Consider the following 24,362-nt stretch of genomic DNA (forward strand, 5'->3'; position numbering starts at 1 on the left):
TTAAAAACAACAATTTAACATGGGATTATTTTCATTTATTAAAAATGCCGGAGCAAAAGTTTTCGGAATTGGAAAAACAACTGAAGAAGAAGCGGCAGAAGCAAAAATGGAGGCTGCTGAAAAAACCAGAGCGAACAATCAAAGAGCTGCACAGGCAATTATCAACAATGTAAATTCTTTAAACCTTGGGGTGGAGGATTTTTTCGTTTCAGTAGAAGGTGATAGAGCAACAATCAATGGAATGGCTAAAAACCAAGAAGCAAGAGAAAAAGTGATATTAGTAGTAGGGAACTCTAACGGTATTGCAGAAGTACAAGATGATATGACGGTTGAAGAAGAAGCGCCAGCTGCAATTTTTCACACGGTAGTTAGTGGAGATACGCTTAGCAAGATTGCAAAGAAAGTATACGGAGACGCAATGAAGTATCCAGTTATTTTTGAAGCAAACAAGCCAATGTTGGAGCACCCTGATAAAATTTATCCTGGACAGGTATTACGTATTCCAAACTTGGATTAAGAACATATTGATATTTAATTTTAAGGCATCTCATTTTTGAGATGCCTTTTTTTTGTGGATTTATTCAGCGAGGATTTTTCATTTTAAATACCAGCAATCAACAAATTTTATGATGATTTTGAAGTTCAAATAAACCATAAGCATAAAAATCTCGCTTAAATAAATAAGCGAGATTTTTCTTAAATTTTAATCTTTATAGATTGTTACTCCATAATATCAGTAATCTCCAATTCAAAAACTAAATCGGTATTTGGTGGAATTACTGGCGGATAACCACGTTCACCGTATCCTAAATGCGAAGGGACAAATGCAGTTACTTTATCTCCAACACTCATCATCAACAAAGCTTCTCTAAAACCTGCTGCTAATTGTGCGTCTGGGCTGTATGACATTTTGTTGGGAACGTAAGCATTTGCGGCTTTTCTTGCAGCATTTACTTCGTCAAACTTTTCAGCAACTTCAAGACGGTTGGTGTCAAACATTTTTCCGTTTTCAAAATATCCAGCATAGTTTACCATAACGCTGGATCCTTCGGCTGGTTTTTGTCCTTTACTTCTTTTGTTCCAATATACCTTAAGTCCTGATGGTAGTGTTTCAGCTTTATCTTTAAGAGGCATAATTTCGGCAGCAACGTCTTCAGCAACTTTCATTGCAGCAGCTTCTTTTTCTTTTTTAGCTGTCTCGATTTTTTCCATTTCTTCTGTGAAATATGGAACTTTTACACCACCTTTTTTAATGATATTTATAGTTTCAATTACTACGGGAGTCACTGGTCTGTTTGCTGGTGGAGTAACTTCCACTGCACCAATTGAATCTACGACATCCATTCCCATTACAACTTCACCAAAAACAGTGTGCTTTCCATTTAACCAAGGAGTTTCTTTTAATGTTACGAAAAATTGGCTACCATTTGTGGCAGGGCCTGAGTTTGCCATAGAAAGCATTCCTTTTTTATCATGAACAAGTGTATCCACAATCTCGTCTGGGAATTTGTACCCTGGGCTACCGCTTCCTGTTCCTGTTGGGTCACCTCCCTGAATCATAAAATCTTTGATGACACGGTGAAAGATCAAACTGTCATAAAATCTTTTGCCTTTGTACTTTTCGTCAACCATACCGTTGGTACCTTCGGCTAAAGAGACAAAACTCGCAACGGTTAATGGAGTTGCTTCGTTGTATAATTTTGCAACAAATGTTCCTTTGTTTGTTACCACTTCAGCATAAACTCCATCTTCTAAATCTGGATATTTATTTTGGCAAGATGCCATTGCAAGGGTAAGTAGTAATAATAATGATAATTTTTTCATGTTACTCTTTGTTTTCTTGGGTTTGGGTTATTGATAATAAAGTTATTTTACTTGTAATGGGAACATTGGTTCCCAATTTTTTTTCGATACCGTAATATCCATATGCTTTATAGGACGGGAATAAAAATGTAGCGCTTTCGCCTACTTTTAATAATTTTACGCCGTCTCTAATTCCTGAAATCAATTCTTGGTTTGATTGATCGACTAAATAACTTTGTACTCCGTTTTCAGCTTCTGAAATGATAACGTTTCCGTCAAGATCCTTAATATTATAGGTAAATGTTACTTCATCGCCAAGAACTGGCATTTGGTTAGTTGATACAGAATCCTGGGCATGATAATAGTACCAAAATCCGCTTTCTGAAGTCACATAATCATTTAGGCTATCGTTCTCGATCCACGTTTCAAAAATAGACCGCTCATCCTCATATATTTTTTTATTTCGCTCCACCGAAGCTTCTATAAAACTTCCTGAACTTGTTTTAACGGGACGTCTAGCTTGTGGAGATTGACATGCTCCCAAAACTAAAAACAAAAAATTAATGACAACTGCTAATTTTTTCATGCGGTCAGCGCTTCTTTATATTGCGGCAATATACTAATAAATTGTGTTACTGTTTCTTCGAGCGATAACTCACTTTTTCCACCTGCGGCGTTAATATGCCCACCACCATTATAGTGGTCTCTGGCAACATCATTTACCGAAAAATCACCCTTGCTTCGTAACGACATTTTTACAATTTTTTCTTGTCTATTTTCTATGAAAATTACTGCAAAAATAATGCCTGTTACAGATAATGCATAATTGACAAAACCTTCGGTGTCTCCTTTTTTGAAATTATTTTTATCAAGTTCTTCTTGTGACAATGTAATATATGCCGTGTTGTATTCCTCTAAAACGTGAAGATTATCGAGCGCAATCCCTAACAATTTAATACGTGATTGTGAATTTGCATCGTATACATTTTGATGAATTTCAGCATTATTTGCGCCAGCATTCAACAATTGAGCAATCACATTATGGGTTACTGCAGTGGTAGATGGAAATCTAAATGAACCCGTGTCTGTCATTATTCCTGTGTACAAAAGTGTCGCAATATCACTATCGATTAAGTCCACTTTTTCAAAAGCTTTTATAAAGTGAAACACCATCTCACAGGTACTGCCAATGCTTGGGTCGCTGTACATGACGGCGGCATAATCATCGGGTTGTTGATGGTGGTCAATCATGATGAAACAGGCTTCACTTTTTTCGAGAAATTGATTCATATCTCCTACACGTGAAAGCGAATTGAAATCCAGCGTAAAAATCAAATCGGCTTTTTCTAGAGCGTTTACACTTTGAGAATTTTGTTTTTCAAAGTTTAAAGCAGTTTCAACTCCTGGCATCCATTTCAAAAAATCTGGAAAATCATTCGGTAATATTACGGTGCTTTCAATTCCCATGTTTTTCAGAAAAAAATGAAGTCCCATAGAGGATCCCACCGCATCGCCATCTGGATTTTTATGACTGACAATAACAATATTTTTTGAAGTTTCAATGAGCTTTTCAGCGCTCTTTACAAGTTGTTTTATCATAGATTTCAAAGATACGATTAATGCTTCTTTCTTCTGAAATTTAGTGTATTATTTACAATAGTAATTTGTTGTTCATAATTTCAGAAGTAATGATACAAAAAACGAATTTTAGTGTATAAACTTTAGGATTACTTTAGCTAAAAGAATAACGCTTTAGGGCTTTAAATTAGTAGGTTTGTCGACCATCAAATAGTAATTCCAATTTCAAAATATTAGAAAATTCTTATGAAGAAAATTATACCTAATTTATGTGTTATTTTAGTTTTAATGAGTTGCAATTCTCAAAAGCTGCCAAAAATTAAAGGGGACCGTAACGTTCAAGATGTCTATCAAACCTTAAATGATTTTAATGCTATTGAAATTGATGGAGATTTTGAAGTTACCCTGACTAAAGGTGATAAAACCGAATATCATATCAAAGCCGATGAAAATATAATTTCGGTGGTGGATTTTCAGGTTTTTGATGAAGTTTTAAAAATAAAACCACTTTATAATATTACTTCAAGTAAAAGACTTGAAATCGATATAACTTATAAAGACGTTTCGTCGATTACCTTAAAAGGTGATGTTGATTTGAAATCTAAAAATAAGCTAGATTTCGACATTCTTACTTTCAACGCCTATGATAATGTGGAATATGATCTAGACATAAATGTTGAAGATGCAACTTTTGTTTTTAGCGGTAATACGAAGGGGGAAATTCAGCTAAAAGGAAATAAGGCAAGATATATTTTAAATGATAACGCCTACTTAAAAAGTGACCTCGTTTTAGAAGAGCTTGATGTTGAAATAAATAAAAGAGCCGATGTAAATCTAAAAGGAGATGTTATAAAACTGAAATTAACAGCAACGGGTAATACAGATGTGAAATCAAAAGATTTAGAGTCTGAATACGCAAATTTAATAGCCTCCGGTAAATCTGATATTTACGTGTATGCGAGCAAAGAGTTGCAATTATATGCGCAGGGAAAAAGTTATATTTATGTGTATGGAAATCCCGATATTAAAGTAGAGGGATTAAATGATAAGTCTCAGATTATTAAAAAGTAAAATCGTTTTTTAATTAGGTTGCCAATAGTAGATTATTAGTTACTTTTGCACAAAATTTAAAAAAATTATGAGAACAGACAGAACGTTTACAATGTTAAAGCCTGATAGTGTTGAAAAAGGACACATTGGTGCTATTCTTGAAAAAATAAATGCAAGCGGATTTAAAATCGTTGCAATGAAATTGACACACATGACTACGCAAGATGCGAAGGAATTTTACGCGGTACATAGCGAGCGTCCATTTTATGGCGAACTTGTTGAATATATGACGCGCGGACCTATCGTTGCGGCTATCCTTGAAAAGGAAAATGCTGTTGAAGATTTCCGTACGTTGATTGGTGCAACTAATCCAGCCGATGCTGCTGAGGGTACCATCAGAAAATTATATGCTGCTTCTATTGGAGAAAATGCAGTACACGGTAGTGATAGCGATGAGAACGCTGCTATTGAAGGTGCATTTCACTTTGCAGGAAGAGAGATGTTCTAGTCATTTAGATATACAATTAAAAAAGGCTGTTCGAAAGAACAGCCTTTTTTTGTCCTACGTCACACTTCTTTCAGCGAAGCGGTCTTTTGTCAATCCTCAAACTAGCGCTCTATCTCAATACCAATTTATCAATCATCTGCTTCCCCAATTCTTCATTGAGCAATCTTATTATTTTCGACTTCCCATAGCTCAATTCTTCTCTTAAAACCGAAGAGCTCAATTGTACATATAAAATATCTCTTTCCAGAATTACCTGCGTTGTATATGAAACCACACCAGGCCCCATCACATTATGCCATGCCTCGCTAGCGTTTACCTTGTCCAGTCCTTTTGCAAGTTTTCCAGAGCCAATATAGGCTTTGAGTAAATCGCTTACAGGTTGAGATTCGGTACTTCTTTTTTTCTTTGACATATTATTCAAAGGTAAAGGTTGAAAATCGTTTATAGGTGTATTTTTTCCCTTCTTCGTTGAGAATAACTAGTTTTTCTTTTGTGGCATCTAATATAAATTCTGACCAAGTGGCGTAAGGCGTTTTGTATTTGAGTGCAATATGTTCTGGCAAATCCATGATTTCAAATTCCTCAACATTTCCGGAGGTAATAAAAGTACCGTCCAATTGTGGTTTCACTTTCGCCCGTTTCCCACTACTGTTTTCCACGGAAATATAATCCACCGTAGTGCTAATTTTAAATTCTTTCAATGTTCCATCTTCATCTTCCACCGAAACAATCTCCCAATACCCAGAAAGATTTTCCAGTTGCTCTTGTTTATCTTGACCACAACTCAAAAAAACTAAAGCGTATATGGTTACTATTAATTTTAATTTCATTCAAAAATATTTTAAACCTTTTTCAATTTTCAGTAAAAAGCTAACAGGAATGTGCATACATATTACAAGCTACAATCGAAACATCTTATAACTTTGATGAATCTCTTTAATGATATTTTCTGTGCGTTCGGCATGTGTATCACTAATAAACAACTGCCCAAAATTTTCATTATTAACTAAGGCTATAATTTGAGCTACGCGTTGCTCGTCCAATTTATCAAAAATATCATCGAGCAGCAAAATAGGATTAACTTTACTTTGTTGTTTTATAAAATCGAATTGAGCCAACTTTAAAGCTATCAAGTAGCTTTTTTGTTGTCCTTGCGAACCAAACTTTTTAATAGGATATCCGTCAATTTCAAAAGACAAATCATCTTTATGTATCCCAAAATTTGAATATTGAGAAAATTTATCTTTGTTGATACCTTCTTTCAATAAATCGGCAAGAGGTTTTTCTATTAACTGGCTGCTATAAACAAGGTTTACAACTTCGTTTCCACTACTAATGGCATTATAGCGTTCTAAAAATATGGATAAATAAATATCCACAAATGCTTTACGTTTTTCAAAAATAATGGTCCCAAGAGTACTTAATTGGTCATCATAGATTTCCAGCGTGTCTTGATTGTGGGTATTGTTTGCCGCAAAAAATTTGAGCAATGCATTACGCTGCAACAATACTTTATTGTATTTCAACAATGCGTTGAGGTATTGCGAATCCCCTTGCGAGATTACACCATCTATAAATTTTCGGCGGGTGTCGCTGCCTTCTATAATTAAATCTCTGTCTGCTGGGCTTATGATTACCAATGGTAAAAAACCTATGTGTTCACTTAATTTGTCATAGGCCTTTCCGTTGCGTTTTATTATTTTTTTATTTCCTTTTTTTGCACTGACGATTATCTTCTCTTGTCGGTCATTTTTATCATAAAGACCTTCAACCACAAAAAAGTCTTCTCCGTGCTTAATATTTTGTCCCGTAATGGGATTAAAGTAGCTTTTTCCAAAGGATAAATGGTAAATAGCATCGAGCACATTCGTTTTTCCTACACCATTATGGCCCACAAAGCAATTTATCTTTGGATCAAAGGAGAAAGTTTCAGATTCAAAGTTTTTGTAATTTAAAAGGGAAATATTTTCTAAATTCATTAAAACTAGAGGGTTGAGGGTTTTAAAATTTCCGAAGTCCTTAAAATTTCAGAAGAAAAATGGCTGCGGAAATGTGCCGTAATTTAAGACTGCAAATTATCGAAAAATAAGAAATCTTTTCGCTTTTTAATTCCGTTAAAAATTTTATTTTTGCCGTTCATTAAACCAAAACTATGGCAACGTACAAGAAACGAGGCGGTAAACCGAAAAATACTAGAGTTGAGAATTCAGATATTGAAGCGCTAGAGCAGGACAGTACTACGGCTGAGGTGTTTAACACCCTAGACGAAGGAGCGAATAGAACTGAAAAATGGGTTGAAAAAAACCAGAACATAATTCTTACAGTTGTAGGGGTAGTAGCAGTTGCAGTATTGGCATATTTGGCGTATGTAAACTTTGTACAAAAGCCAAAAGAGGCTGAGGGAATGAACGAAATGTACCAAGCGCAAACGTATTTTGATACGGCATTGAATGCTACAAATGGTCAAGATTCTATTTACAACTTAGCCCTTAATGGTGGTAAAGGTAAGTACGGTTTCTTGAAAATTATTGACAACTACGGTGGTACTAAGGCTGGAAATCTTGCAAATTACTATGCAGGTACAGCATATATGAACATGAATGACTATAAGAACGCTATCAAGTATTTAAGCGATTTTGAAAGTGACGACGCTATGTTGGGGCCTTTAGCTAAAGGTGCAATTGGTGATGCGTTTGCTCAATTAGACCAAAAAGATGAGGCATTAGGGTATTACGAGACAGCGGCTACGATGCAGGAAAACGAATTTACATCACCACGTTTTCTTTTAAAAGCGGGTATTACTGCAATGGCATTAGGAAAAGCTGATGTTGCCAAAAAGCATTTGAATAACATTGTTGAAAACTATGCAACATCTGCCGAAGCTGCTAAGGCCAAGGTATATTTAGCACAAGCAGAAGCAATGAATTAACAGCATATGGCTACAGAAAATAATAATTTATCAGTTTACGATAAGACAACAATCCCAAACGCGAAAGACTTCAAGTTTGGGATTGTTGTTTCTGAATGGAATCCAGAAATTACAAACGGCATGTTTCAAGGTGCTTTTGATGCAATTTTAGATTGCGGAGGTATTAAAGAAAATATCGTACGATGGAATGTCCCTGGAAGTTTTGAACTTATCTATGGTTGTAAAAAAATAGGGGAGAGCTACGAAATGCTCGATGCCATTATCGCCATAGGCAATGTTATTCAAGGCGAAACAAAGCACTTTGATTATGTATGCGAAGGGGTCGCACAAGGTATTAAAGACTTGAATGTGCATGGCGATATCCCTGTTATTTTCTGCGTATTGACAGACAATAACCGTCAACAATCTCTAGACCGAAGCGGAGGAAAGCACGGCAACAAAGGAACCGAAGCAGCCATTGCCGCCATAAAAATGGCGCAGTTGAGGAAAGACGCGAAGTTTTAAAAAGTAATTACAGTTGTTCGTTTTCTAAAATAATTTGTATTTCAGAAGTTGAATTGTGATTATTTTATTTCATAGATTTTTTCCATTTATCTGCTACCGGTTCAATTCTACCAACTATTTCGGTATGTTCTTTGTTGATAAGAAACCAAATGTTTGAAATGGTAAAAACTGCCATTTTTAGTACATTTACATTAAGGAAAGAGATTATGGGACCTATCAAATTTACACTTATAAAAAAACTTAAATCGAATAACCGATTTAACTATACGCCACGCTATTACAAAGGTAAAGAAGAAGTAGAGGACCGCAAACACGCCACTCGTTTTGATGCGTATGCAGATACTGTAAATGACAACGATTACGCAGGTCAATGGCGGAATGCACGTACCTCAGTTAGAAATAGAAATAACGTAGAATTCAACTTTACTGTAGTTGCTATTATTTTGGTTCTTACACTTATTTTCCTTTTTATTATTGATTTTGATTTGTCAATCTTCTCATTGGGCTAATGGCAGATATCATTCAACTTTTACCAGACCATGTTGCCAACCAAATTGCAGCGGGAGAAGTAGTACAACGTCCAGCAAGTGTTGTCAAAGAGTTGCTGGAAAATGCAATTGACGCAGAAGCTACGAAAGTTACATTGCTTATAAAAGACGCGGGTAAAACATTAATCCAAGTGACCGATAATGGTATTGGGATGAGTACTACAGATGCCAGATTGAGTTTTGAGCGTCACGCAACGTCAAAAATTAAAATAGCCGAGGACTTATTCAATTTACATACCAAAGGATTCCGTGGGGAGGCATTGGCTTCCATCGCGGCGATTGCACATGTGGAATTGAAAACAAAAAAGCATGAAACAGATATAGGCACAAAAATTTGTGTTGAAGGTAGCAAAGTGATTGAGCAAGAGCCATCGGTTGTGCCCAGTGGAACTACCATTGCGGTTAAAAATTTGTTTTATAATATTCCTGCACGTCGTAACTTTTTAAAGAGTAACCCCGTGGAAACACGCCATATTATTGATGAGTTTCATAGGGTTGCATTGGCACATCCGCAAGTTTCTTTTACGATGTCGCACAACGGCGCTTCGGTTTTTAATTTACCGGAGAGTAATTTGAGACAGCGTATCGTTAATATCTTCGGAAATAAAACAAACGAAAAATTAGTGCCCGTTGAAGAAGAAACCGATATTTTGAAAATAGAAGGTTTTGTAATGAAACCAGACTTTGCAAAAAAAAGTAGGGGAGAACAATTTTTCTTTGTTAATGATAGATTTATCAAAAGTGCTTATTTGAATCATGCCATTGTTTCAGCATTTGAGGGATTATTAAAAAATGGGTATCATCCCGGTTATTTTTTGTTTTTAAATGTTGACCCAAAAACAATTGATATTAACATACATCCCACAAAAACCGAAATTAAATTTGATGACGAGCATTCTATGTATGCAATGCTTCGCTCAACGGTAAAGCATAGTTTGGGACAGTTTAGCATTGCACCTGTTTTAGATTTCAATAGAGAGTCAAGCCTAGATACTCCGTATGATTATGCTAAGAAAAGAGCCGTAGCTCCTACAATTGATGTTGATAGGTCATTTAATCCTTTCAAAGAGGACGCGAAATCAAAACAATCTAACATTAGTTTCCCATATAAACGCGAAAAGAATACTGCCTCTTGGGAGTCGCTGTATGTGGGTCTCGAAGATGATATTTCTGAAATAAACGGAAATACAAACCAACAAATAACATTTGAGAGTGAGCAAATCACAGGAAAATTATTTGATGAAGAAAATACAGAAGTTGGACAAGTTACGTTTCAGCTACAAAATAAATACATCATTAGTCCCATAAAAAGTGGGATGATGGTGATCCATCAAAATTTAGCACATCAGCGAGTTTTGTACGAGGAGTTGCTAAAGAATATTACCTTGCAACAAGCAATAAGTCAGCAATTATTGTTTCCGTTGCAATTGCACTTTTCAAGGCCCGACATGGAAGTTTTGAAGAAAGTGCAGGAACAGTTGGAACACACAGGATTTGTTTTTGAAACGTTTGAAGAGGATGCCGTCAATGTTTCGGGAATTCCAGTGTCGCTTATAGAAAGTCAAGCCAACCAAGTCCTTGAACAATTGATTACAGATATTGAAAATGAAGTTCCCGATGCTGGATTTAGTCAAAATGATTTGCTCGTAAAATCAATGGCAAAAAGTATGGCTATTAAAAGTGGAACGAGATTGAATAAAGAAGAGCAGGAGCATTTAGTGAATCAATTGTTTTTATGTAAAGAACCTAGTGTATCGCCTTCAAATAAGCCAGTCATTGTTACATTAGACGCAAATGACATGGATAAAAAATTTATGTAAATGGGAAGAATCACCGAAACAGTCAAAATATTAATCATTATCAATGTGATCGTGTATGCGGGGTCTTTATTCCTAGGAGACGTTGCATATAGGCTATTTTCACTTTACTATTTTGAGAATCCAGATTTCCAACTTTGGCAGCCCATCACACATATGTTTATGCATGACCAAAATAGTTTTGCGCACATACTTTTTAATATGTTTGGTCTGTATATGTTTGGTTCACCCTTAGAGGCTCAATGGGGACGCAATAAATTTCTATTCTTTTACTTTTCCGCAGGACTTGGGGCGGCGCTCATACACTCATTAGTTGCATATTTTCAAGTACATCAAGGAATGGATGCTTTGCTTTCAGCGGGACTATCTCAAACAGAAATAACGACATTATTAAATACAGGTACATATAGGTCTAGCATTCTTGAAGTAGTCCCTGTCGAGACAATACAAGGAGTTTATGAATCTTTTAATACTCCTGCAGTAGGCGCTTCAGGTGCAATATATGGAGTTTTGGTTGCGTTTGGATTGATGTACCCAAACGCAGAATTAATGTTGATTTTTTTACCAATACCAATCAAAGCCAAATTCTTCATTCCCGGAATCTTGTTGCTCGATTTGTTTTCTGGACTTACAGGATTTTCGTTATTCGGGCAGAACATTGCAAATTGGGCGCATTTAGGTGGAGCTTTGTTCGGTTTTATAATGGCATATTATTGGAAGAAAAACAGTATGAATAATACACGTTGGGATTAGCTATGACGATAAACGATTTAAAATATAAGTTTAAGATCAGTGGGATTTTGGTACAGCTCATTGTTATCAATGTGGCTGTTTTTATACTGTTACAGTTGTGTTCGTTTATCTTCGGGATGCAAAAAGAAGTGCTTGCTTCTTGGTTTGTATTGCCTGAAGATTTAGGTGATTTAATATTTCAGCCTTGGTCATTGATTACCTACGCTTTCGTACATTTCGGATTTTTCCATCTGCTATTTAATATGCTTTGGTTGTATATTTTTGGGCCGTTCATTTTAAATTTATTTCAGCCAAAACGGTTCTTGACTATTTACCTTTTAGGAGCACTATGTGGAGGTTTGTTGTATGTTTTTGCTTACAATGTATTGCCAGTATTTCAAGGACAATATGGGTATTTGTTAGGCGCATCTGCTGGCGTAAGAGCGATTGTGTTTTTCATTGCAGCGTATTCTCCAAACATGCAAATGCGTATTTTTACTTTCAATATTAAGTTATGGCATATTGCGGCAGTGTTGTTTGCGCTGGATGTTCTACAACTTATTTCTGGAGAGAATAGAGGTGGGATGTTAGCACATATAGGCGGTGCCGCACTTGGATATTTTTATGCGAAACAACTTGTTAAGGGAAATGATATTGGTGCGTGGTTTACAAAATGGATAGATGGGTTTGAAAATATGTTCAAACCCAAAAAAGAAAAACCATTTAAAAAAGTTCATAAAACACAAAGAACGACTACCAAGAACAATGAAGTAAAGAATACGAAAACAGACCGCCAAAAGAAAGTGGATGCTATTTTGGATAAAATAGGCAAGAGTGGTTATGAGAGTTTGTCAAAAGATGAAAAGGATTTTTTATTTAAAGCAGGAAACGAGTAATAATCACCATTGAAAAAATCAACATTTTTAAGTAGATTACTATATAGGCTCAATATGTTTTTCGCATTGTTGTTGCTCTTATCGCTCGTTTTACCTTATATTTCCCCTAAAAACTTTCCATACATATCATTGCTCAGCTTAACGGTGTCACCATTGATTTTAATAAATGGTCTGTTTTTATTGTATTGGATTATTAGGCTCAAAAGGAAATTTTTACTGTCGGCAATAGTATTATTGTTGGCATATTTTGGATTTAATACGTTTTATAAATTTTCTTCGGAAACTGAAAGCTCTCAAAACAGCAATTCATTATCCATTTTATCGTACAATGTGCGACTTTTCAATTTGCATAAAAATGGGGAGAACAATAGTCAGGAAATAATAACAAAGCTCATTTCCGACGAACAACCAGATGTTATTTGCTTTCAAGAGTATTTCAGAAATCGGACTGTTGAAATTGAAGGATATCCTTATAAATATATTCACTTCAAAAATGACAAGGTGTATTTTGGGCATGCAATTCTGTCAAAATATCCATTGATTAATGTGGGTGCCTTTGATTTTCCCGAAACTTTGAACAACACGCTATATGTTGATGTGGTAAAAGGTAGCGACACCCTACGTCTTTACAATGTGCATCTTAAATCGCTGCACGTGCTGCCAACGGTTGATTATTTACAGCACGAAAATAAATCTAAATTATTCAAAAGATTGGGAGATGGTTTTCAAAAACAACAGGAGCAAGCAGAGGAAATCCTTGCACATAAAATGACATCGCCTTATCCCGTGGTTGTGGCTGGAGATTTTAATAATACAGCGTTTTCTTATGTGTATCGCAAGATGAACGAGAACATGAAAGATGCCTATGTTTCGCACGGAAAAGGGCTGGGGACAACCTTTAAATTCGATTCATACCCTATGCGAATCGACTATATTTTTACTTCGGAAACTGTAGATGTATTAGACTTCAAAACCTTAGAAGAAACTTTTTCAGATCACTATCCTATTAAAGCAACTATTAGTTGGGATTAAATTATTTAGAGCCAAAAACATTTTGTGATTCTAAATAATTCAATGAATTAGGACCTTCATTGCACAATAAATCTAACACCGAAAGATTCCCAAAAAATCCATTTTCTTCTTCAAAAACTTGGTGATAGGTTGAAAAATTATAATCCTTTTCTTTTTTACAATCTGCTAAAAAACGCGCGTCAAATTGGTCAGGGTTTTTGTGATACTCATTGGTTTTTGTAACCGTTGCTGAAATTCCAATTAATTCAAAAAAAGTATCTAAAATTTTTAAATTGAAATCTAATAGATTGTCAACTTTACTTGTAAACAAAGGTTCTAAATCGTCTTCGTAATACTCAAAATAAGGAGAGGTGCGATAGGCGGTTTGTATAGATTTCCAGTGCTCAGCGAGCCATGGAAATTCATTTTCGGTTTTGATGTTTTTCGTTTTTTGATGTCTCGTATCCTTGCTATGCTTAACGGGAATACCTAAAAGCAACTTGCCATTACTATGAGCAATGTATGCTCTATTGCGATAGGTTTGTTTTTGATAATTATCTTTTATTTCAAATACAATGTAATCGGCTTTTGCCATTGCTGCCATAGATGCAATGGAAGGCAAATAAGTTGGGTATATTAAAATGGTTTTTGGTTCCAATTTGTTCCTTTTACTTCTTTGCCTTTTTGTTTTTTCTGAAACGATTAAAAGCCAAATACCCAATAAGTGCTACGATAAAATAAACAAAATAAGATACCGGTTTGCCAGAACCACCAACGGTAGTAAAAAAGCGTTCCCAGCGTATTTTATTAAACAACCCTTTTGCATTTCCGTCTAAGCTCATCCATACAAAGACCGGCTTTCCTACCACGTGATTGAAAGGTACATATCCCCAAGAACGCGCGTCTTGCGAGTTGTTACGGTTATCTCCCATCATCCAGTAATAATCCATTTTAAAGGTGTACTCATTTAATGGTTGTCCATTGAGCATTACTTGCGTGCCGTTTTGAGTGATTTTATTATTGATACCCATCTCGGTGCCTTCGTAGGTTTCAATAATACGTTTGTAAAAAGGAATACTTTGAGCATCTATTTTTACAGTTTTACCAGCTTCAGGAATATAGATAGGGCCAAAGAAATCATTATTCCATGCATACTGTGAATTATGGGGGAAGATGCCAGAATTGTATTGAGTACTCTCTTCTTTAATTGGAACAATCTTGGCGACGTCCTTATAGCTTTTAAACTGTTCCATCGCTTCGTCTGTCATGTGCATGACGTAGAGGTTTGGATTATTGCTATCTGGTCGAGAAATATCCGTAATATCATAACGTTCCCTCAAATAGTCAATATCATTTTGATTCAATGGTCTTTTAATTAATGTATAATAATAGAACTGCAATTTCGCCCTATCAGGCAATACGTTTTTTTCTCCATTGATATAAACATAACCCTCTCTTACTTCAAGCGAATCGCCAGGAACACCCACGCAACGTTTAACATAATTAGATTTTTTATCAATAGGCTTTTGTACACTCCCACGCATAGTAGCTGGATTAATATCCACAAGCGTATCAACCGGCCAATTGAAAACCACAATGTCATTACGCGAAATATCTTGAAAACCAGGCATTCTAAAATAAGGAATCTGCGGTTTTGAACTATACGACTTTACTCCAAGCACAGGAATTGTATCGTGCACCATCGGGAAAGAAATAGGCGTATTTGGAGTTCTCGCACCGTAATGAAATTTACTCACGAAAAGAAAATCTCCCACTAAAAGTGTTTTTTCCAATGACGAAGTAGGAATCGTAAATGGTTGCATTACATAGGTATGTACAATCGTCGCGGCAACCACAGCAAACAAAATAGAACTTACCCACTCGCCACTTCCGCTTTTAGGTTTTAAATCTCTATCTTCTATGTAATTAAGCTTTTGAGTGTAGTTGATATAATAAATGTAAAGCCCTAAAGTTAAAATTACGAGCGCAGTATCGGTAGTGGAATTTCTTCCGAAACTTCTAATCGTCTCCACCCAAACAACAGGAAACATAATCAAGTTCACGATAGGAACAAATAATAAAATAGTCCACCACCAAGGACGATTGATGATCTTCATCAAAACTACCGCATTATATACGGGAACTGCCGCTTCCCAAGCTTTTCTGCCAGCGGCAACATATAATTTCCAAGTACCTACAAAATGTATTACTTGTACAATTAAAATCAATATTAACCATCCTGTCCAACTCATCTCTTATATTTTTAATGTCTATAAAATGACAATTTTTTCTTCTGAAATATTATAATTTATTTTCACTTAACACTAAATTCCCAATACTTCTTTCATCGTAAAAATTCCTTTTTTGTCTTTGAGGAATTCGGCTGCGATGATGGCACCTTTTGCAAAGCCGTCCCTTGAGTGTGCTTCGTGTGTGATACTTATCGTATCAATAGCTGAGGTATATTCAATGGTGTGGGTGCCTTTAACTTCGGGTTCTCTTTTTGCCGAAATATTAATTACCCCGTCACCGTTTTTGTCTAATTCCCAATGCTTACTATCATGGTTTTCAATGATACCTTCGGCTAGGGTGATAGCCGTGCCGCTGGGCGCATCTTTCTTTTCCAAATGATGAATTTCCTCAATGGAGACATTGTATTCTTTCCAAGGCTTCATCAACTTAGCTAAATGCTTGTTTACTTCAAAAAACAAATTTACCCCAACACTGAAATTTGACGCATAAATAAAGCTTCCGTTACGCTTTTTGCACAATTTTTCTATTTTGGGTTTTTCTGATAACCAACCGGTGGTTCCTGAAACAACGGGAATGTTATTTTCAAAACACTGTGTAATGTTCGCTACTGCCGTTTCTGGAGTGGAGAATTCGATAGCGACATTTGCGAGTTTCAAATTTCCGCTTTGCGAATTACTCCCACTTGTATAAACGATGGTGTGACCTGCTTCAGTTGCGAGTCGCTCGATGGTTTTACCCATTTTTCCGTATCCTAAAAGTGCAATATTCATTATAATTTATAGCGGAATGATAACCCATAATTGGTCTGATTAAAAACTGGGTCGTAGTCTAAATTTGGGGTGACTGATAAATCATCGTTCACGTCATATTGCCGTAAATGCGCGTCCACATTGGCATCTACAATGTTGATGAGATAGAAAGCGAGGGAGACAATAATACTCACGTCTTTATTTCGCTGTGCTGTTTTTTGGGCGTCAATCAGTCTATCGTTTGAAATGGCTGGAGTATCGCCCGCCCCGTAAAATTCGTCATCTGTAAATCCTGCGAGCCTTCTTTTATAAGCATCTCTAAAACGGTCGTAGTCATTATCGTTTCTCAAATAGAAATAAACGCCTGCACCCATTCCAGCGTAAATAAAAGGTATTTTCCAATATTTTTTATTGTAAGCTTGCCCTAATCCGGGAACAACGGCCGAGTAAAAAGCTGCCTTTTGAGGGGCTAACGGATTGTATTCTTCTTTGATAGAATCCTTAACCACGAGTTTTGTTTCGGGTGTCACCGAAATAGAATCGTTTTGGGCAAAGAGTGTTACTGTAACACACAAAAAAATAATATGTAGCAGCCTACTTCTCACCCTTGATTAGTTTGAGGATGCGGTCAAAATCTTCTTTGTTTTTAAAAGGAACCACAAATTGACCTTTTCCCGAAGTGCTTACTTTGATATTTACTTTAGTATCCAGTATTTCAGCTAAATTTTTACTCGCCTCTTTTGCATACGACGGAGAAGTGGTTGTTGGTTTTGCTTTCGCTTGTGGTTTATTGACACCTCTCACTAAAGCCTCGGTATCTCTTACTGAGAGTTTGTTTTCTAGAATTTTCTCGTAGATTGAAAGCTGTTCGTCTAGCTCTTCAATTGTAATCAATGCACGTCCATGGCCCATAGAAATAAAACCATCGCGCATTCCGGTTTGAATGATTGGATCCAACTTTAACAATCGCAAATAATTGGCAATCGTGGAGCGGTTTTTACCCACGCGGTCGCTCATTTCTTCTTGTGTTAAATCGATTTCTTCAATCAATCTTTGGTATGAAAGTGCGATTTCGATGGGGTCTAAATCCTCTCGTTGAATATTTTCAACGAGCGCCATTTCTAAAGATTCTTGATCGTTTGCGATTCTTATATATGCAGGAATGGTTTTGAGTCCAATCAATCCCGAAGCACGAAAACGACGTTCTCCACTAACAAGTTGGTACTCATTAAAACCAAGTTTACGAACCGTAATGGGCTGAATAACGCCAAGTTCTTTTATAGAAGAAGCAAGCTCACGCAAGGCCTCCTCATTAAAACTCGTACGCGGTTGAAAAGGATTCATTTCAATAGTGCTCAAATCTAGCTCTACAATGTTTCCTACAACCTTGTCTGCGTTTTTATCTTGTGCTGTTTGTATATCATTAGCAGGGTCTTTCAATAATGCTGAAAGTCCACGTCCCAATGCTTGTTTTTTTGTAGCTTTTGCCATATTCATTACCCGTTTGGGCGGGTATTTCCATTTTATTGCTCCATTAATTGTTGGAGTAACGTTTTATCGTTTTTCGTCAAAGACGAGTTTCTTTTTCTTATATCTCATTTCAGAAGAAATAAGCATTTTTATATTGAAATTTTATTTGTTTTTTTCAATCAGCTCTTCAGCAAGACTCAAATAATTATTGGCCCCGGTGCTACTTGCATCATAACTAATAATACTCTCACCGTAGCTGGGTGCTTCACTTAAACGCACGTTTCGTTGAATGATTGTCTTGAAGACCATCGCGTCAAAGTGTTTTTTTACTTCTTCCACCACTTGGTTGGACAAGCGCAATCTAGAATCGAACATGGTCAATAAAAGACCTTCGATATCCAAAGCTGGGTTATGTATTTTCTGCACACTTTTAATGGTGTTCAATAATTTACCCAATCCTTCGAGTGCAAAATATTCGCATTGAATAGGGATAATCACAGCATCGGCAGCGGTCAATGCATTTAATGTCAATAATCCTAAGGATGGGGCACAATCAATGATGATGTAATCGTAATCGTTTTTAAGGTCGGTGATTACCTGCTTTAACATGTACTCGCGGTTTTCTTTATCTACGAGTTCAATTTCTATAGCGACAAGGTCAATATGTGCTGGGATGATGTCAACATTGGGCGAATTAGTCTTTACAATAGCCTCTTTGGCAGTGGCTGAATGTTCCAATAATTGGTAGCTACCAATAGTCACGCTCTCAACATCAATACCCAATCCCGAACTGGCATTTGCCTGTGGGTCTGCGTCGATTAACAATACTTTTTTTTCAAGAACCCCCAACGAAGCTGCTAGATTGACAGATGTAGTTGTCTTTCCAACACCGCCTTTTTGGTTTGCAATAGCAATTATTTTACCCATTAAGTTGTCTTAATTTAAAGGTTAAAAGTACTACTATTTAAAGGAATTTAAAATGATTTTTGTTAACAGGAAGTAAACATTACTTTGGGGGTTGGGGTTGTATAACTTCGGAAATGTTAATGCGAGAAGCTGCTAGTTTTAATATCAAAAATTTTAATTAATATTTCAGCATTACAAAAAGGAACAATTAATTTATTTGTGATTTAAAATACCTCATACCCCAATTTTAAATAAAAGTTGTTTTTATCAAAGCTTAAATTCCCTGAGGTACCAAGAATAAATGCGTGCTTATAACCAATAGAAGCAGATGCTAGTTTTGAACCTATATCAAAAAAACTTCCTAATTCTAATATAATGCCTAAGTTTGCTCTAGGTGCATCTATAGAATAACGAAAAGGAAGGTCGTTGTCATCATTGTCAAATAATGGATATGTTTCACCGTTTTCTTTAGTAACAAGATATTGTTCATCAGGATTATTGATAGCGTACTGCCCAAAGATTCCACCACCCATATAAACATCAACAGCTTTGTCAGTGTTAAAACGATAGCCGCCTAGAAAATGTAACTCTAAAAGGTTAAATTCAGATGATACCAATACTTGTTCGTTTTGAATTATAAAAGGGTCGCCGCTTTCAGATTTTTCTGAACTATACTCCAATCCTATTCTAAAATAAGCATTTGAGTATTCATAATCTGGAAATATATTATATTGGATACCAATTAAGTACCCTATTTCTCTTTTGGAATTTGAAAATGTATCATCCTCTGAAATTACTCTTGTGCCATTTAAACCTGCATGTAAACTGAAAAATGATTTTGAATCAGTATCTTCTTCATATTCTTGGGGGTAGCCACATAAAGTGAAGAAAATTAATAGAATAGTGGTAAAGTTTAATTTCATAATATTTTTTTAAAATACAATACTATACAATTTACAAGGATTTAGATGAGCAAATCTTGCTAATTTAGGATGTTCAAATTTTTGAAAAAATTTCATCCCTATTTTCTTAACTACATTTTCTGAAGGAATGTTATCTAAAGTAAAAACAGCAATAATATCTTTTGAGTCTTAAAATTTACGAAGCATATTTCAAACAGGCTTTTGCAGCTTCGGTTGCATATCCATTTTCCCAAGCGCTTTGTTTTAATCTCCATCCTATTTCTACAGCAGGCGTAAAATTGCTTTCCCGTGTTTGCATCGCTAATCCCGTAAACCTATAAACTCATTTGTATCGAGTATTTCAACAGCAAAATAGGTATAATTGAACTCTTGAAAATGTTTTTTAAACCGTTGGATTAAATCTTTAGATTCTTGTAATGATAATACGGAGGAAAAATGTTGCATAACGACTTTGTCGGTACACATTTCGGTAAAGGGAACGATATCCCTTTCTTTCCAATCTCAAAGACCCAGTCGTTCTGTTTGATATACTTCACTAATCAGCTACGGAGTCTATCAAAATTTGCAACAACTCAATAGCAGCATCGCTTATTCTTGTTCCAGGCCCGTATACGGCAACGGCTCCGGCATCAAATAGAAATTGATAATCCTGTGGCGGAATTACACCACCCACAATGACCATTATATCTTCGCGCCCAAGTTTTTTCATTTCAGCAATCACTTGCGGAACGAGGGTTTTATGACCTGCTGCCAAGGAGGAAACGCCTAAAATATGCACATCATTTTCCACTGCTTGCTGTGCGGCTTCTTTTGGTGTTTGGAATAATGGCCCAATATCCACATCAAAACCAACATCGGCATACCCAGTAGCCACTACTTTTGCACCACGGTCATGACCGTCTTGCCCCATTTTTGCAATCATAATACGGGGTCTTCGACCTTCGAGTTCAGCAAATTCGTCTGCTTTTTCTCTCGCTTTTGCAAACGATGGGTCTTTCTTTATTTCTTTACTATACACGCCGCTAAAAGATTTAATTTGTGCTTTGTACCTGCCAAAAGCCGCTTCCATTGCATCACTAATTTCGCCTAGAGTAGCACGTGCACGGGCAGCTTCAATAGCTAAAGCTAGTAAATTATCTTCACCTGTCTTGGCTGCTTTTTCAATTTTTTTCAGTGCTGAGGAAACGTGACTGGTATTTCTACTTTTTTTAATAGATTCAAGCCTCTTTATTTGAGCGTTGCGAACCATTTCATTATCCACATCGAGAATTTGAAGTGGGTCTTCTTTTTCAAGTACATATTTATTCACTCCCACAATAATATCTTGCGAGCTATCAATTCGCGCTTGCTTTCTCGCAGCAGCTTCTTCAATACGTAATTTTGGGATTCCAGCCTCAATGGCTTTTGTCATTCCTCCTAATTCCTCTACTTCTTCAATAAGTTCCCACGCCTTGTGTGAAATTTCATCTGTTAAACTTTCTACATAAAAACTGCCTGCCCAAGGATCCACAGTTTTAGTAATGTGTGTTTCTTCTTGAAGATATATTTGTGTGTTTCTTGCTATTCTTGCTGAAAAATCGGTTGGTAACGCAATAGCTTCATCAAGCGCATTCGTATGTAAGGATTGCGTTCCGCCAAAAGCTGCGGCCGAAGCTTCAATACAAGTTCGGGCTACATTGTTAAATGGGTCTTGGGCTGTTAAACTCCAACCGCTTGTTTGACAATGCGTACGCAATGCAAGCGATTTTTGATTTTTAGGGTTGAATTGTTTTACTAGTTTGGCCCATAACATTCTCGCAGCGCGCAATTTTGCAATTTCTTTAAAGTGGTCCATCCCAATAGCCCAGAAAAAGGAAAGACGTGGCGCAAAACTATCAATATCCATTCCTGCTTCCAGTCCCTTTCTTATGTATTCAAGTCCGTCGGAGAGGGTATAGGCGAGTTCAATTTCACAAGTAGCGCCTGCTTCCTGCATGTGATAACCAGAGATAGAAATAGAATTAAACTTTGGCATGTGTGCCGATGTGTATCTAAAAATATCACTTATAATTTTCATCGACGGGGTAGGAGGGTAGATGTAGGTATTACGTACCATAAACTCCTTTAAAATGTCATTTTGAATGGTTCCTGCTAATGCTTCCGGAGCAACTCCTTGCTCTTCTGCAGCTACGATGTAAAATGCTAGAATAGGTAAAACAGCACCGTTCATTGTCATTGAAACACTCATTTTGTCCAACGGAATTTGGTCAAACAAAATTTTCATATCCTCAACACTATCAATCGCAACTCCAGCTTTTCCAACATCGCCCGCCACGCGTTCGTGGTCACTGTCATATCCTCTGTGGGTGGCTAAATCAAAAGCAACCGAAAGTCCTTTTTGCCCAGCCGCAAGGTTGCGACGGTAAAATGCGTTGCTTTCTTCGGCGGTAGAAAAACCTGCATATTGTCTTATGGTCCAAGGCCTTCTAACGTACATCGTGGAATAAGGACCTCTTAAATTGGGAGCAATTCCTGCAACAAAATCAAGATGTTCTAATCCTTGGATATCTTTTTCTGAAAAGTGCTTCACTTCAGATTTTATGGAATCTGTTTCCGAAGTTTTCAAAACTGAATCTAAAGTAAGATGTTGTACGTTTTTTTTAGCCATTACATTTTGGTCTTTAATACAAAAGGGTCGTAATTCATTTCGGTTTCCGAAGCCATTTGCATGTATATTGTTTTTCCATTCGCAGTCATAATATACGAATTGTTAAACCACGATTTCCCTTTTTTTGACTTGTCATCCACCTTATACACGCTCTTAAAGATGTCGTGTCCTTCCATGTGGTTGTATTTTGCCGTTAAGTTTTCATATTCAAGTTTGGTTTCCTCAGCGACACGGTCATTATTCATCGTCATCATCCCTAGTAATTGCTGGGCATCTTCTTTATTGAACGACATAAACTCCATCGTATTTGTGATTACCGTTGCGCCATTTTCTTTGTTCAAAAAGATATAAACATTGCCTTTGTTTTGTTTCAACTCGTTGACGTATCGCAGGGTATATTGGGCTTGTTTATTTTTGTTGTTTTTATTGGCGTAGTCGGTGTATGTAGCCAAAGAAATACGTTCAAAATTTTCGGGTAGAAAAATTTTAACTCCATTATCTTCAAGGAATTCATAATTTCCATCTAATGAAATAGACGTTTGTTTTTTATTTTCATCACACGAAATTATCGTTGTAATAGCTACGATACATGTAAAAAAAAGGGCAATATTTTTCATGATTAACTTTGGGGATTTTTTAATTCTCTTCATTTTCAAGTCTATTTTTTTCATTGACCTCGGCTAATCTTTTTGAGGTTATTGGGGATATTAAAGTTTTACGTGGTTTTATTTTTGTGAATGGATACAACTCTAGGTCATCTTTCATTCTGTCATTTAAATTGGGGTGTTTGTTCGTACCTAAAAGAACAAGTTTACCTTCATCAAAAAGGTGTTGTTCTTTTGCAGCACTCTCTTTTATTTTTTTCTGAATGGTCCCAGAAATAAGCTGTGTTAATAGTCCGCCATTTTTTTCAATGTCTTTAAAAAGAGATAGTGCTTTTTCGGCGAGCTCTTTCGTCAAACTTTCAATGTAATAGGAGCCATCTGCAGGATTTGCAACAGCATCAAAATAACTTTCTTCCTTTAAAATAAGGAGTTGGTTGCGCGAAATACGTTCGCCAAATTCGTTGCTTTTATGATACAACGCGTCGTAAGGCAGGTTGCAAATAGTGTTTGCGCCACCCAATACAGCGCTCATACATTCGGTAGTGGTGCGCAGCATATTGCTATTATAATCATAAATTGTTTTGTTGCGCATACTCGGTTGTGCGATGATGTGGCACGTTTGAGTTGCACCATATTCTTCGGCGAGCATGGCATATAAATGACGGAGCGCTCTTATTTTTGCGATTTCAAAAAAGTAATTACTCCCTACGGAAATATTAAAAACAAGTTCACTTTTTGCTTCGGAAATGGAACTGATCGACCCTAAATATTCGTGTGCATGACACAATCCATAAGCCAATTGTTGCACCATTGTAGCACCTGCGTTTTGATATACACGGATGTCTACAGAAAGTATATGTTGAGAAGGAAACTTTTTTGCCAATCTATCCAAAGTGACCAAATCAGATTTTTGATTCTGAAACCAATTGCCTTCTTCGGTAAGTTTTCCTATGGGATCTAAATTAAAATAATAAGTCGCTTTTTTAGCTGAAAGAAACTTCTGCAATTCCATCACAAAATCTTCCTCTAAAAACTTAAAATCGAAATACAGCGTCACATTTCCGAAGTTAAAATCTTTAAACATTTCAGCAATAGAAAATGGTTTTTCTGAAGTTAAAATTAGCGCCTCAGCGCCTCTAAGCATCGCGTTGAGCGCCAATGAGTTTGCGATAGCGATGTCGTCTATAAAAATATTCTGTGCAATATTCCAGTGTGATGGATTTCCTGGAATTTTTATATTTTCAATGGCATCATCACCGTGGTAGGTGGGTTTTACGTTGATTCCCTCCAAGCTTTGCCACACGAGGGTGTCGTTATAGTCAGCTCCCTTTAAGTCCACCTGTATTTTTTGCTTCCACGCTTTCGCTGAAACAGGTTCGAAGTCAGAAAATAGTGGAGATTTCATGTTGTTTTAATTTTTAGAATAAATGGAA

The 24,362-nt window shown here is 36.3% G+C and carries 28 protein-coding genes; 10 read left to right on the forward strand and 18 right to left on the reverse strand.

The window, feature by feature from the left end; all coding sequences use genetic code 11:
* Positions 1–19 precede the first annotated feature (19 nt).
* The gene (gene lysM, locus ACSHW7_RS11680; protein ID WP_435679541.1) at positions 20–517 is read left to right on the forward strand and encodes a peptidoglycan-binding protein LysM; all 498 of its coding nucleotides are present in this window, start codon (positions 20–22) and stop codon (positions 515–517) included.
* A gap of 203 nt (positions 518–720) precedes the next feature.
* On the opposite strand, the gene ACSHW7_RS11685 is transcribed toward lysM, so the two are convergent.
* The 3 genes from ACSHW7_RS11685 to ACSHW7_RS11695 are packed head-to-tail and all read right to left on the reverse strand — an operon-like array spanning position 721 to position 3,402.
* Positions 721–1,824 (reverse strand): peptidylprolyl isomerase, encoded by a 1,104-nt coding sequence (locus ACSHW7_RS11685; protein WP_435679542.1) that lies wholly within the window; start codon positions 1,822–1,824, stop codon positions 721–723.
* Position 1,825: 1 nt separating this feature from the next.
* Positions 1,826–2,389, reverse strand: a complete 564-nt coding sequence (gene gldI, locus ACSHW7_RS11690; RefSeq protein ID WP_435679543.1) for a gliding motility-associated peptidyl-prolyl isomerase GldI — start codon at positions 2,387–2,389, stop codon at positions 1,826–1,828.
* Positions 2,386–3,402 carry a DHH family phosphoesterase gene (locus ACSHW7_RS11695; RefSeq protein ID WP_435679544.1) on the reverse strand — a complete coding sequence of 339 codons (1,017 nt, stop codon included), beginning with the start codon at positions 3,400–3,402 and terminating at the stop codon, positions 2,386–2,388. Before ACSHW7_RS11695 ends, gldI begins: the two co-directional genes overlap by 4 nt.
* A 225-nt stretch (positions 3,403–3,627) precedes the next feature.
* Here ACSHW7_RS11695 and ACSHW7_RS11700 point away from each other — a divergent pair, with 225 nt between their 5' ends.
* Positions 3,628–4,452 carry a GIN domain-containing protein gene (locus ACSHW7_RS11700; RefSeq protein ID WP_435679545.1) on the forward strand — a complete coding sequence of 275 codons (825 nt, stop codon included), beginning with the start codon at positions 3,628–3,630 and terminating at the stop codon, positions 4,450–4,452.
* Between the two features lie 67 nt (positions 4,453–4,519).
* Entirely contained in the window at positions 4,520–4,939 is a 420-nt protein-coding gene (locus ACSHW7_RS11705; protein ID WP_435679546.1) for a nucleoside-diphosphate kinase, read from the forward strand.
* A gap of 109 nt (positions 4,940–5,048) precedes the next feature.
* Here ACSHW7_RS11705 and ACSHW7_RS11710 read toward each other — a convergent pair whose 3' ends face one another.
* The 3 genes from ACSHW7_RS11710 to recF form a co-directional block, all read right to left on the reverse strand.
* Positions 5,049–5,351, reverse strand: coding sequence for a DUF721 domain-containing protein (locus ACSHW7_RS11710; RefSeq protein WP_435679547.1), 303 nt, complete (start codon positions 5,349–5,351; stop codon positions 5,049–5,051).
* Between the two features lies 1 nt (position 5,352).
* On the reverse strand, positions 5,353–5,769 hold the full coding sequence (locus ACSHW7_RS11715) for a hypothetical protein (protein WP_435679548.1): 417 nt from the start codon (positions 5,767–5,769) through the stop codon (positions 5,353–5,355).
* A 69-nt stretch (positions 5,770–5,838) separates the two neighbouring features.
* On the reverse strand, positions 5,839–6,918 hold the full coding sequence (gene recF / locus ACSHW7_RS11720; RefSeq protein ID WP_435679549.1) for a DNA replication/repair protein RecF: 1,080 nt from the start codon (positions 6,916–6,918) through the stop codon (positions 5,839–5,841).
* Positions 6,919–7,091: 173 nt separating this feature from the next.
* Here recF and ACSHW7_RS11725 point away from each other — a divergent pair, with 173 nt between their 5' ends.
* The 7 genes from ACSHW7_RS11725 to ACSHW7_RS11755 all read left to right on the forward strand — a co-directional run bounded on the left by ACSHW7_RS11725 (position 7,092) and on the right by ACSHW7_RS11755 (position 13,397).
* Positions 7,092–7,868, forward strand: coding sequence for a tetratricopeptide repeat protein (locus ACSHW7_RS11725; RefSeq protein WP_435679550.1), 777 nt, complete (start codon positions 7,092–7,094; stop codon positions 7,866–7,868).
* A 6-nt stretch (positions 7,869–7,874) separates the two neighbouring features.
* Positions 7,875–8,372: a 6,7-dimethyl-8-ribityllumazine synthase gene (gene ribH / locus ACSHW7_RS11730; RefSeq protein ID WP_435679551.1), complete on the forward strand. Its 498-nt coding sequence runs from the start codon at positions 7,875–7,877 to the stop codon at positions 8,370–8,372.
* Positions 8,373–8,521: 149 nt separating this feature from the next.
* The gene (locus tag ACSHW7_RS11735) at positions 8,522–8,881 is read left to right on the forward strand and encodes a hypothetical protein (RefSeq protein WP_435679552.1); all 360 of its coding nucleotides are present in this window, start codon (positions 8,522–8,524) and stop codon (positions 8,879–8,881) included.
* Positions 8,881–10,740: a DNA mismatch repair endonuclease MutL gene (gene mutL, locus ACSHW7_RS11740; protein WP_435679553.1), complete on the forward strand. Its 1,860-nt coding sequence runs from the start codon at positions 8,881–8,883 to the stop codon at positions 10,738–10,740. Before ACSHW7_RS11735 ends, mutL begins: the two co-directional genes overlap by 1 nt.
* Positions 10,741–11,490 carry a rhomboid family intramembrane serine protease gene (locus ACSHW7_RS11745; protein ID WP_435679554.1) on the forward strand — a complete coding sequence of 250 codons (750 nt, stop codon included), beginning with the start codon at positions 10,741–10,743 and terminating at the stop codon, positions 11,488–11,490.
* A gap of 2 nt (positions 11,491–11,492) precedes the next feature.
* Complete coding sequence (locus ACSHW7_RS11750; RefSeq protein ID WP_435679555.1) at positions 11,493–12,365, forward strand: rhomboid family intramembrane serine protease; 873 nt, start codon at positions 11,493–11,495, stop codon at positions 12,363–12,365.
* A 9-nt stretch (positions 12,366–12,374) separates the two neighbouring features.
* Entirely contained in the window at positions 12,375–13,397 is a 1,023-nt protein-coding gene (locus ACSHW7_RS11755; RefSeq protein WP_435679556.1) for an endonuclease/exonuclease/phosphatase family protein, read from the forward strand.
* A gap of 1 nt (position 13,398) precedes the next feature.
* Here ACSHW7_RS11755 and ACSHW7_RS11760 read toward each other — a convergent pair whose 3' ends face one another.
* From ACSHW7_RS11760 to ACSHW7_RS11815, 12 genes are all read right to left on the reverse strand, one after another.
* Positions 13,399–14,034: a WbqC family protein gene (locus ACSHW7_RS11760; protein ID WP_435679557.1), complete on the reverse strand. Its 636-nt coding sequence runs from the start codon at positions 14,032–14,034 to the stop codon at positions 13,399–13,401.
* 10 nt (positions 14,035–14,044) lie between these two features.
* Positions 14,045–15,628 (reverse strand): signal peptidase I, encoded by a 1,584-nt coding sequence (gene lepB, locus ACSHW7_RS11765; protein ID WP_435679558.1) that lies wholly within the window; start codon positions 15,626–15,628, stop codon positions 14,045–14,047.
* Between the two features lie 72 nt (positions 15,629–15,700).
* Positions 15,701–16,399, reverse strand: coding sequence for a 4-hydroxy-tetrahydrodipicolinate reductase (dapB, locus tag ACSHW7_RS11770; RefSeq protein WP_435679559.1), 699 nt, complete (start codon positions 16,397–16,399; stop codon positions 15,701–15,703).
* Complete coding sequence (locus ACSHW7_RS11775) at positions 16,399–16,953, reverse strand: DUF5683 domain-containing protein (RefSeq protein WP_435679560.1); 555 nt, start codon at positions 16,951–16,953, stop codon at positions 16,399–16,401. The genes dapB and ACSHW7_RS11775 overlap by 1 nt, the downstream gene beginning before the upstream one ends.
* 19 nt (positions 16,954–16,972) lie before the next feature.
* Positions 16,973–17,869 (reverse strand): ParB/RepB/Spo0J family partition protein, encoded by an 897-nt coding sequence (locus ACSHW7_RS11780; RefSeq protein WP_435679561.1) that lies wholly within the window; start codon positions 17,867–17,869, stop codon positions 16,973–16,975.
* A 141-nt stretch (positions 17,870–18,010) separates the two neighbouring features.
* Positions 18,011–18,775: a ParA family protein gene (locus ACSHW7_RS11785; protein WP_435679562.1), complete on the reverse strand. Its 765-nt coding sequence runs from the start codon at positions 18,773–18,775 to the stop codon at positions 18,011–18,013.
* 203 nt (positions 18,776–18,978) lie between these two features.
* Positions 18,979–19,677: a hypothetical protein gene (locus tag ACSHW7_RS11790; RefSeq protein WP_435679563.1), complete on the reverse strand. Its 699-nt coding sequence runs from the start codon at positions 19,675–19,677 to the stop codon at positions 18,979–18,981.
* A gap of 175 nt (positions 19,678–19,852) precedes the next feature.
* Entirely contained in the window at positions 19,853–19,975 is a 123-nt protein-coding gene (locus ACSHW7_RS11795; RefSeq protein WP_435679564.1) for a GNAT family N-acetyltransferase, read from the reverse strand.
* 2 nt (positions 19,976–19,977) lie between these two features.
* The gene (locus ACSHW7_RS11800) at positions 19,978–20,121 is read right to left on the reverse strand and encodes a hypothetical protein (protein WP_435679565.1); all 144 of its coding nucleotides are present in this window, start codon (positions 20,119–20,121) and stop codon (positions 19,978–19,980) included.
* A gap of 91 nt (positions 20,122–20,212) precedes the next feature.
* Positions 20,213–22,324, reverse strand: a complete 2,112-nt coding sequence (gene scpA, locus ACSHW7_RS11805; RefSeq protein ID WP_435679566.1) for a methylmalonyl-CoA mutase — start codon at positions 22,322–22,324, stop codon at positions 20,213–20,215.
* Positions 22,324–22,941: a hypothetical protein gene (locus ACSHW7_RS11810; protein WP_435679567.1), complete on the reverse strand. Its 618-nt coding sequence runs from the start codon at positions 22,939–22,941 to the stop codon at positions 22,324–22,326. Before ACSHW7_RS11810 ends, scpA begins: the two co-directional genes overlap by 1 nt.
* A 19-nt stretch (positions 22,942–22,960) precedes the next feature.
* A complete protein-coding gene (locus ACSHW7_RS11815) occupies positions 22,961–24,334 on the reverse strand; it encodes a methylmalonyl-CoA mutase subunit beta (protein WP_435679568.1) in 1,374 nt (457 codons plus the stop codon).
* Positions 24,335–24,362: the final 28 nt, after the last annotated feature.

Origin of the sequence: Patiriisocius sp., from assembly GCF_051252435.1 — a bacterium.
Classification (GTDB): Bacteria; Bacteroidota; Bacteroidia; order Flavobacteriales; family Flavobacteriaceae; genus Patiriisocius.

Bases quoted from the DNA above. Each gene is read 5' to 3' on its own strand.
- ACSHW7_RS11750 (WP_435679555.1), top strand. From the start codon at position 11,493: ATGACGATAAACGATTTAAAATATAAGTTTAAGATCAGTGGGATTTTG.
- lepB (WP_435679558.1), bottom strand. From the start codon at position 15,628: ATGAGTTGGACAGGATGGTTAATATTGATTTTAATTGTACAAGTAATA.
- ACSHW7_RS11785 (WP_435679562.1), bottom strand. From the start codon at position 18,775: ATGGGTAAAATAATTGCTATTGCAAACCAAAAAGGCGGTGTTGGAAAG.
- ACSHW7_RS11725 (WP_435679550.1), top strand. From the start codon at position 7,092: ATGGCAACGTACAAGAAACGAGGCGGTAAACCGAAAAATACTAGAGTT.
- ACSHW7_RS11790 (WP_435679563.1), bottom strand. From the start codon at position 19,677: ATGAAATTAAACTTTACCACTATTCTATTAATTTTCTTCACTTTATGT.
- ACSHW7_RS11735 (WP_435679552.1), top strand. From the start codon at position 8,522: ATGTTTGAAATGGTAAAAACTGCCATTTTTAGTACATTTACATTAAGG.
- ribH (WP_435679551.1), top strand. From the start codon at position 7,875: ATGGCTACAGAAAATAATAATTTATCAGTTTACGATAAGACAACAATC.
- ACSHW7_RS11695 (WP_435679544.1), bottom strand. From the start codon at position 3,402: ATGATAAAACAACTTGTAAAGAGCGCTGAAAAGCTCATTGAAACTTCA.
- ACSHW7_RS11800 (WP_435679565.1), bottom strand. From the start codon at position 20,121: ATGCAACATTTTTCCTCCGTATTATCATTACAAGAATCTAAAGATTTA.
- ACSHW7_RS11795 (WP_435679564.1), bottom strand. From the start codon at position 19,975: ATGCAAACACGGGAAAGCAATTTTACGCCTGCTGTAGAAATAGGATGG.
- ACSHW7_RS11710 (WP_435679547.1), bottom strand. From the start codon at position 5,351: ATGTCAAAGAAAAAAAGAAGTACCGAATCTCAACCTGTAAGCGATTTA.
- gldI (WP_435679543.1), bottom strand. From the start codon at position 2,389: ATGAAAAAATTAGCAGTTGTCATTAATTTTTTGTTTTTAGTTTTGGGA.
- mutL (WP_435679553.1), top strand. From the start codon at position 8,881: ATGGCAGATATCATTCAACTTTTACCAGACCATGTTGCCAACCAAATT.
- lysM (WP_435679541.1), top strand. From the start codon at position 20: ATGGGATTATTTTCATTTATTAAAAATGCCGGAGCAAAAGTTTTCGGA.
- recF (WP_435679549.1), bottom strand. From the start codon at position 6,918: ATGAATTTAGAAAATATTTCCCTTTTAAATTACAAAAACTTTGAATCT.
- dapB (WP_435679559.1), bottom strand. From the start codon at position 16,399: ATGAATATTGCACTTTTAGGATACGGAAAAATGGGTAAAACCATCGAG.
- ACSHW7_RS11705 (WP_435679546.1), top strand. From the start codon at position 4,520: ATGAGAACAGACAGAACGTTTACAATGTTAAAGCCTGATAGTGTTGAA.
- ACSHW7_RS11780 (WP_435679561.1), bottom strand. From the start codon at position 17,869: ATGGCAAAAGCTACAAAAAAACAAGCATTGGGACGTGGACTTTCAGCA.
- ACSHW7_RS11700 (WP_435679545.1), top strand. From the start codon at position 3,628: ATGAAGAAAATTATACCTAATTTATGTGTTATTTTAGTTTTAATGAGT.
- ACSHW7_RS11810 (WP_435679567.1), bottom strand. From the start codon at position 22,941: ATGAAAAATATTGCCCTTTTTTTTACATGTATCGTAGCTATTACAACG.
- ACSHW7_RS11815 (WP_435679568.1), bottom strand. From the start codon at position 24,334: ATGAAATCTCCACTATTTTCTGACTTCGAACCTGTTTCAGCGAAAGCG.
- scpA (WP_435679566.1), bottom strand. From the start codon at position 22,324: ATGGCTAAAAAAAACGTACAACATCTTACTTTAGATTCAGTTTTGAAA.
- ACSHW7_RS11685 (WP_435679542.1), bottom strand. From the start codon at position 1,824: ATGAAAAAATTATCATTATTATTACTACTTACCCTTGCAATGGCATCT.
- ACSHW7_RS11715 (WP_435679548.1), bottom strand. From the start codon at position 5,769: ATGAAATTAAAATTAATAGTAACCATATACGCTTTAGTTTTTTTGAGT.
- ACSHW7_RS11745 (WP_435679554.1), top strand. From the start codon at position 10,741: ATGGGAAGAATCACCGAAACAGTCAAAATATTAATCATTATCAATGTG.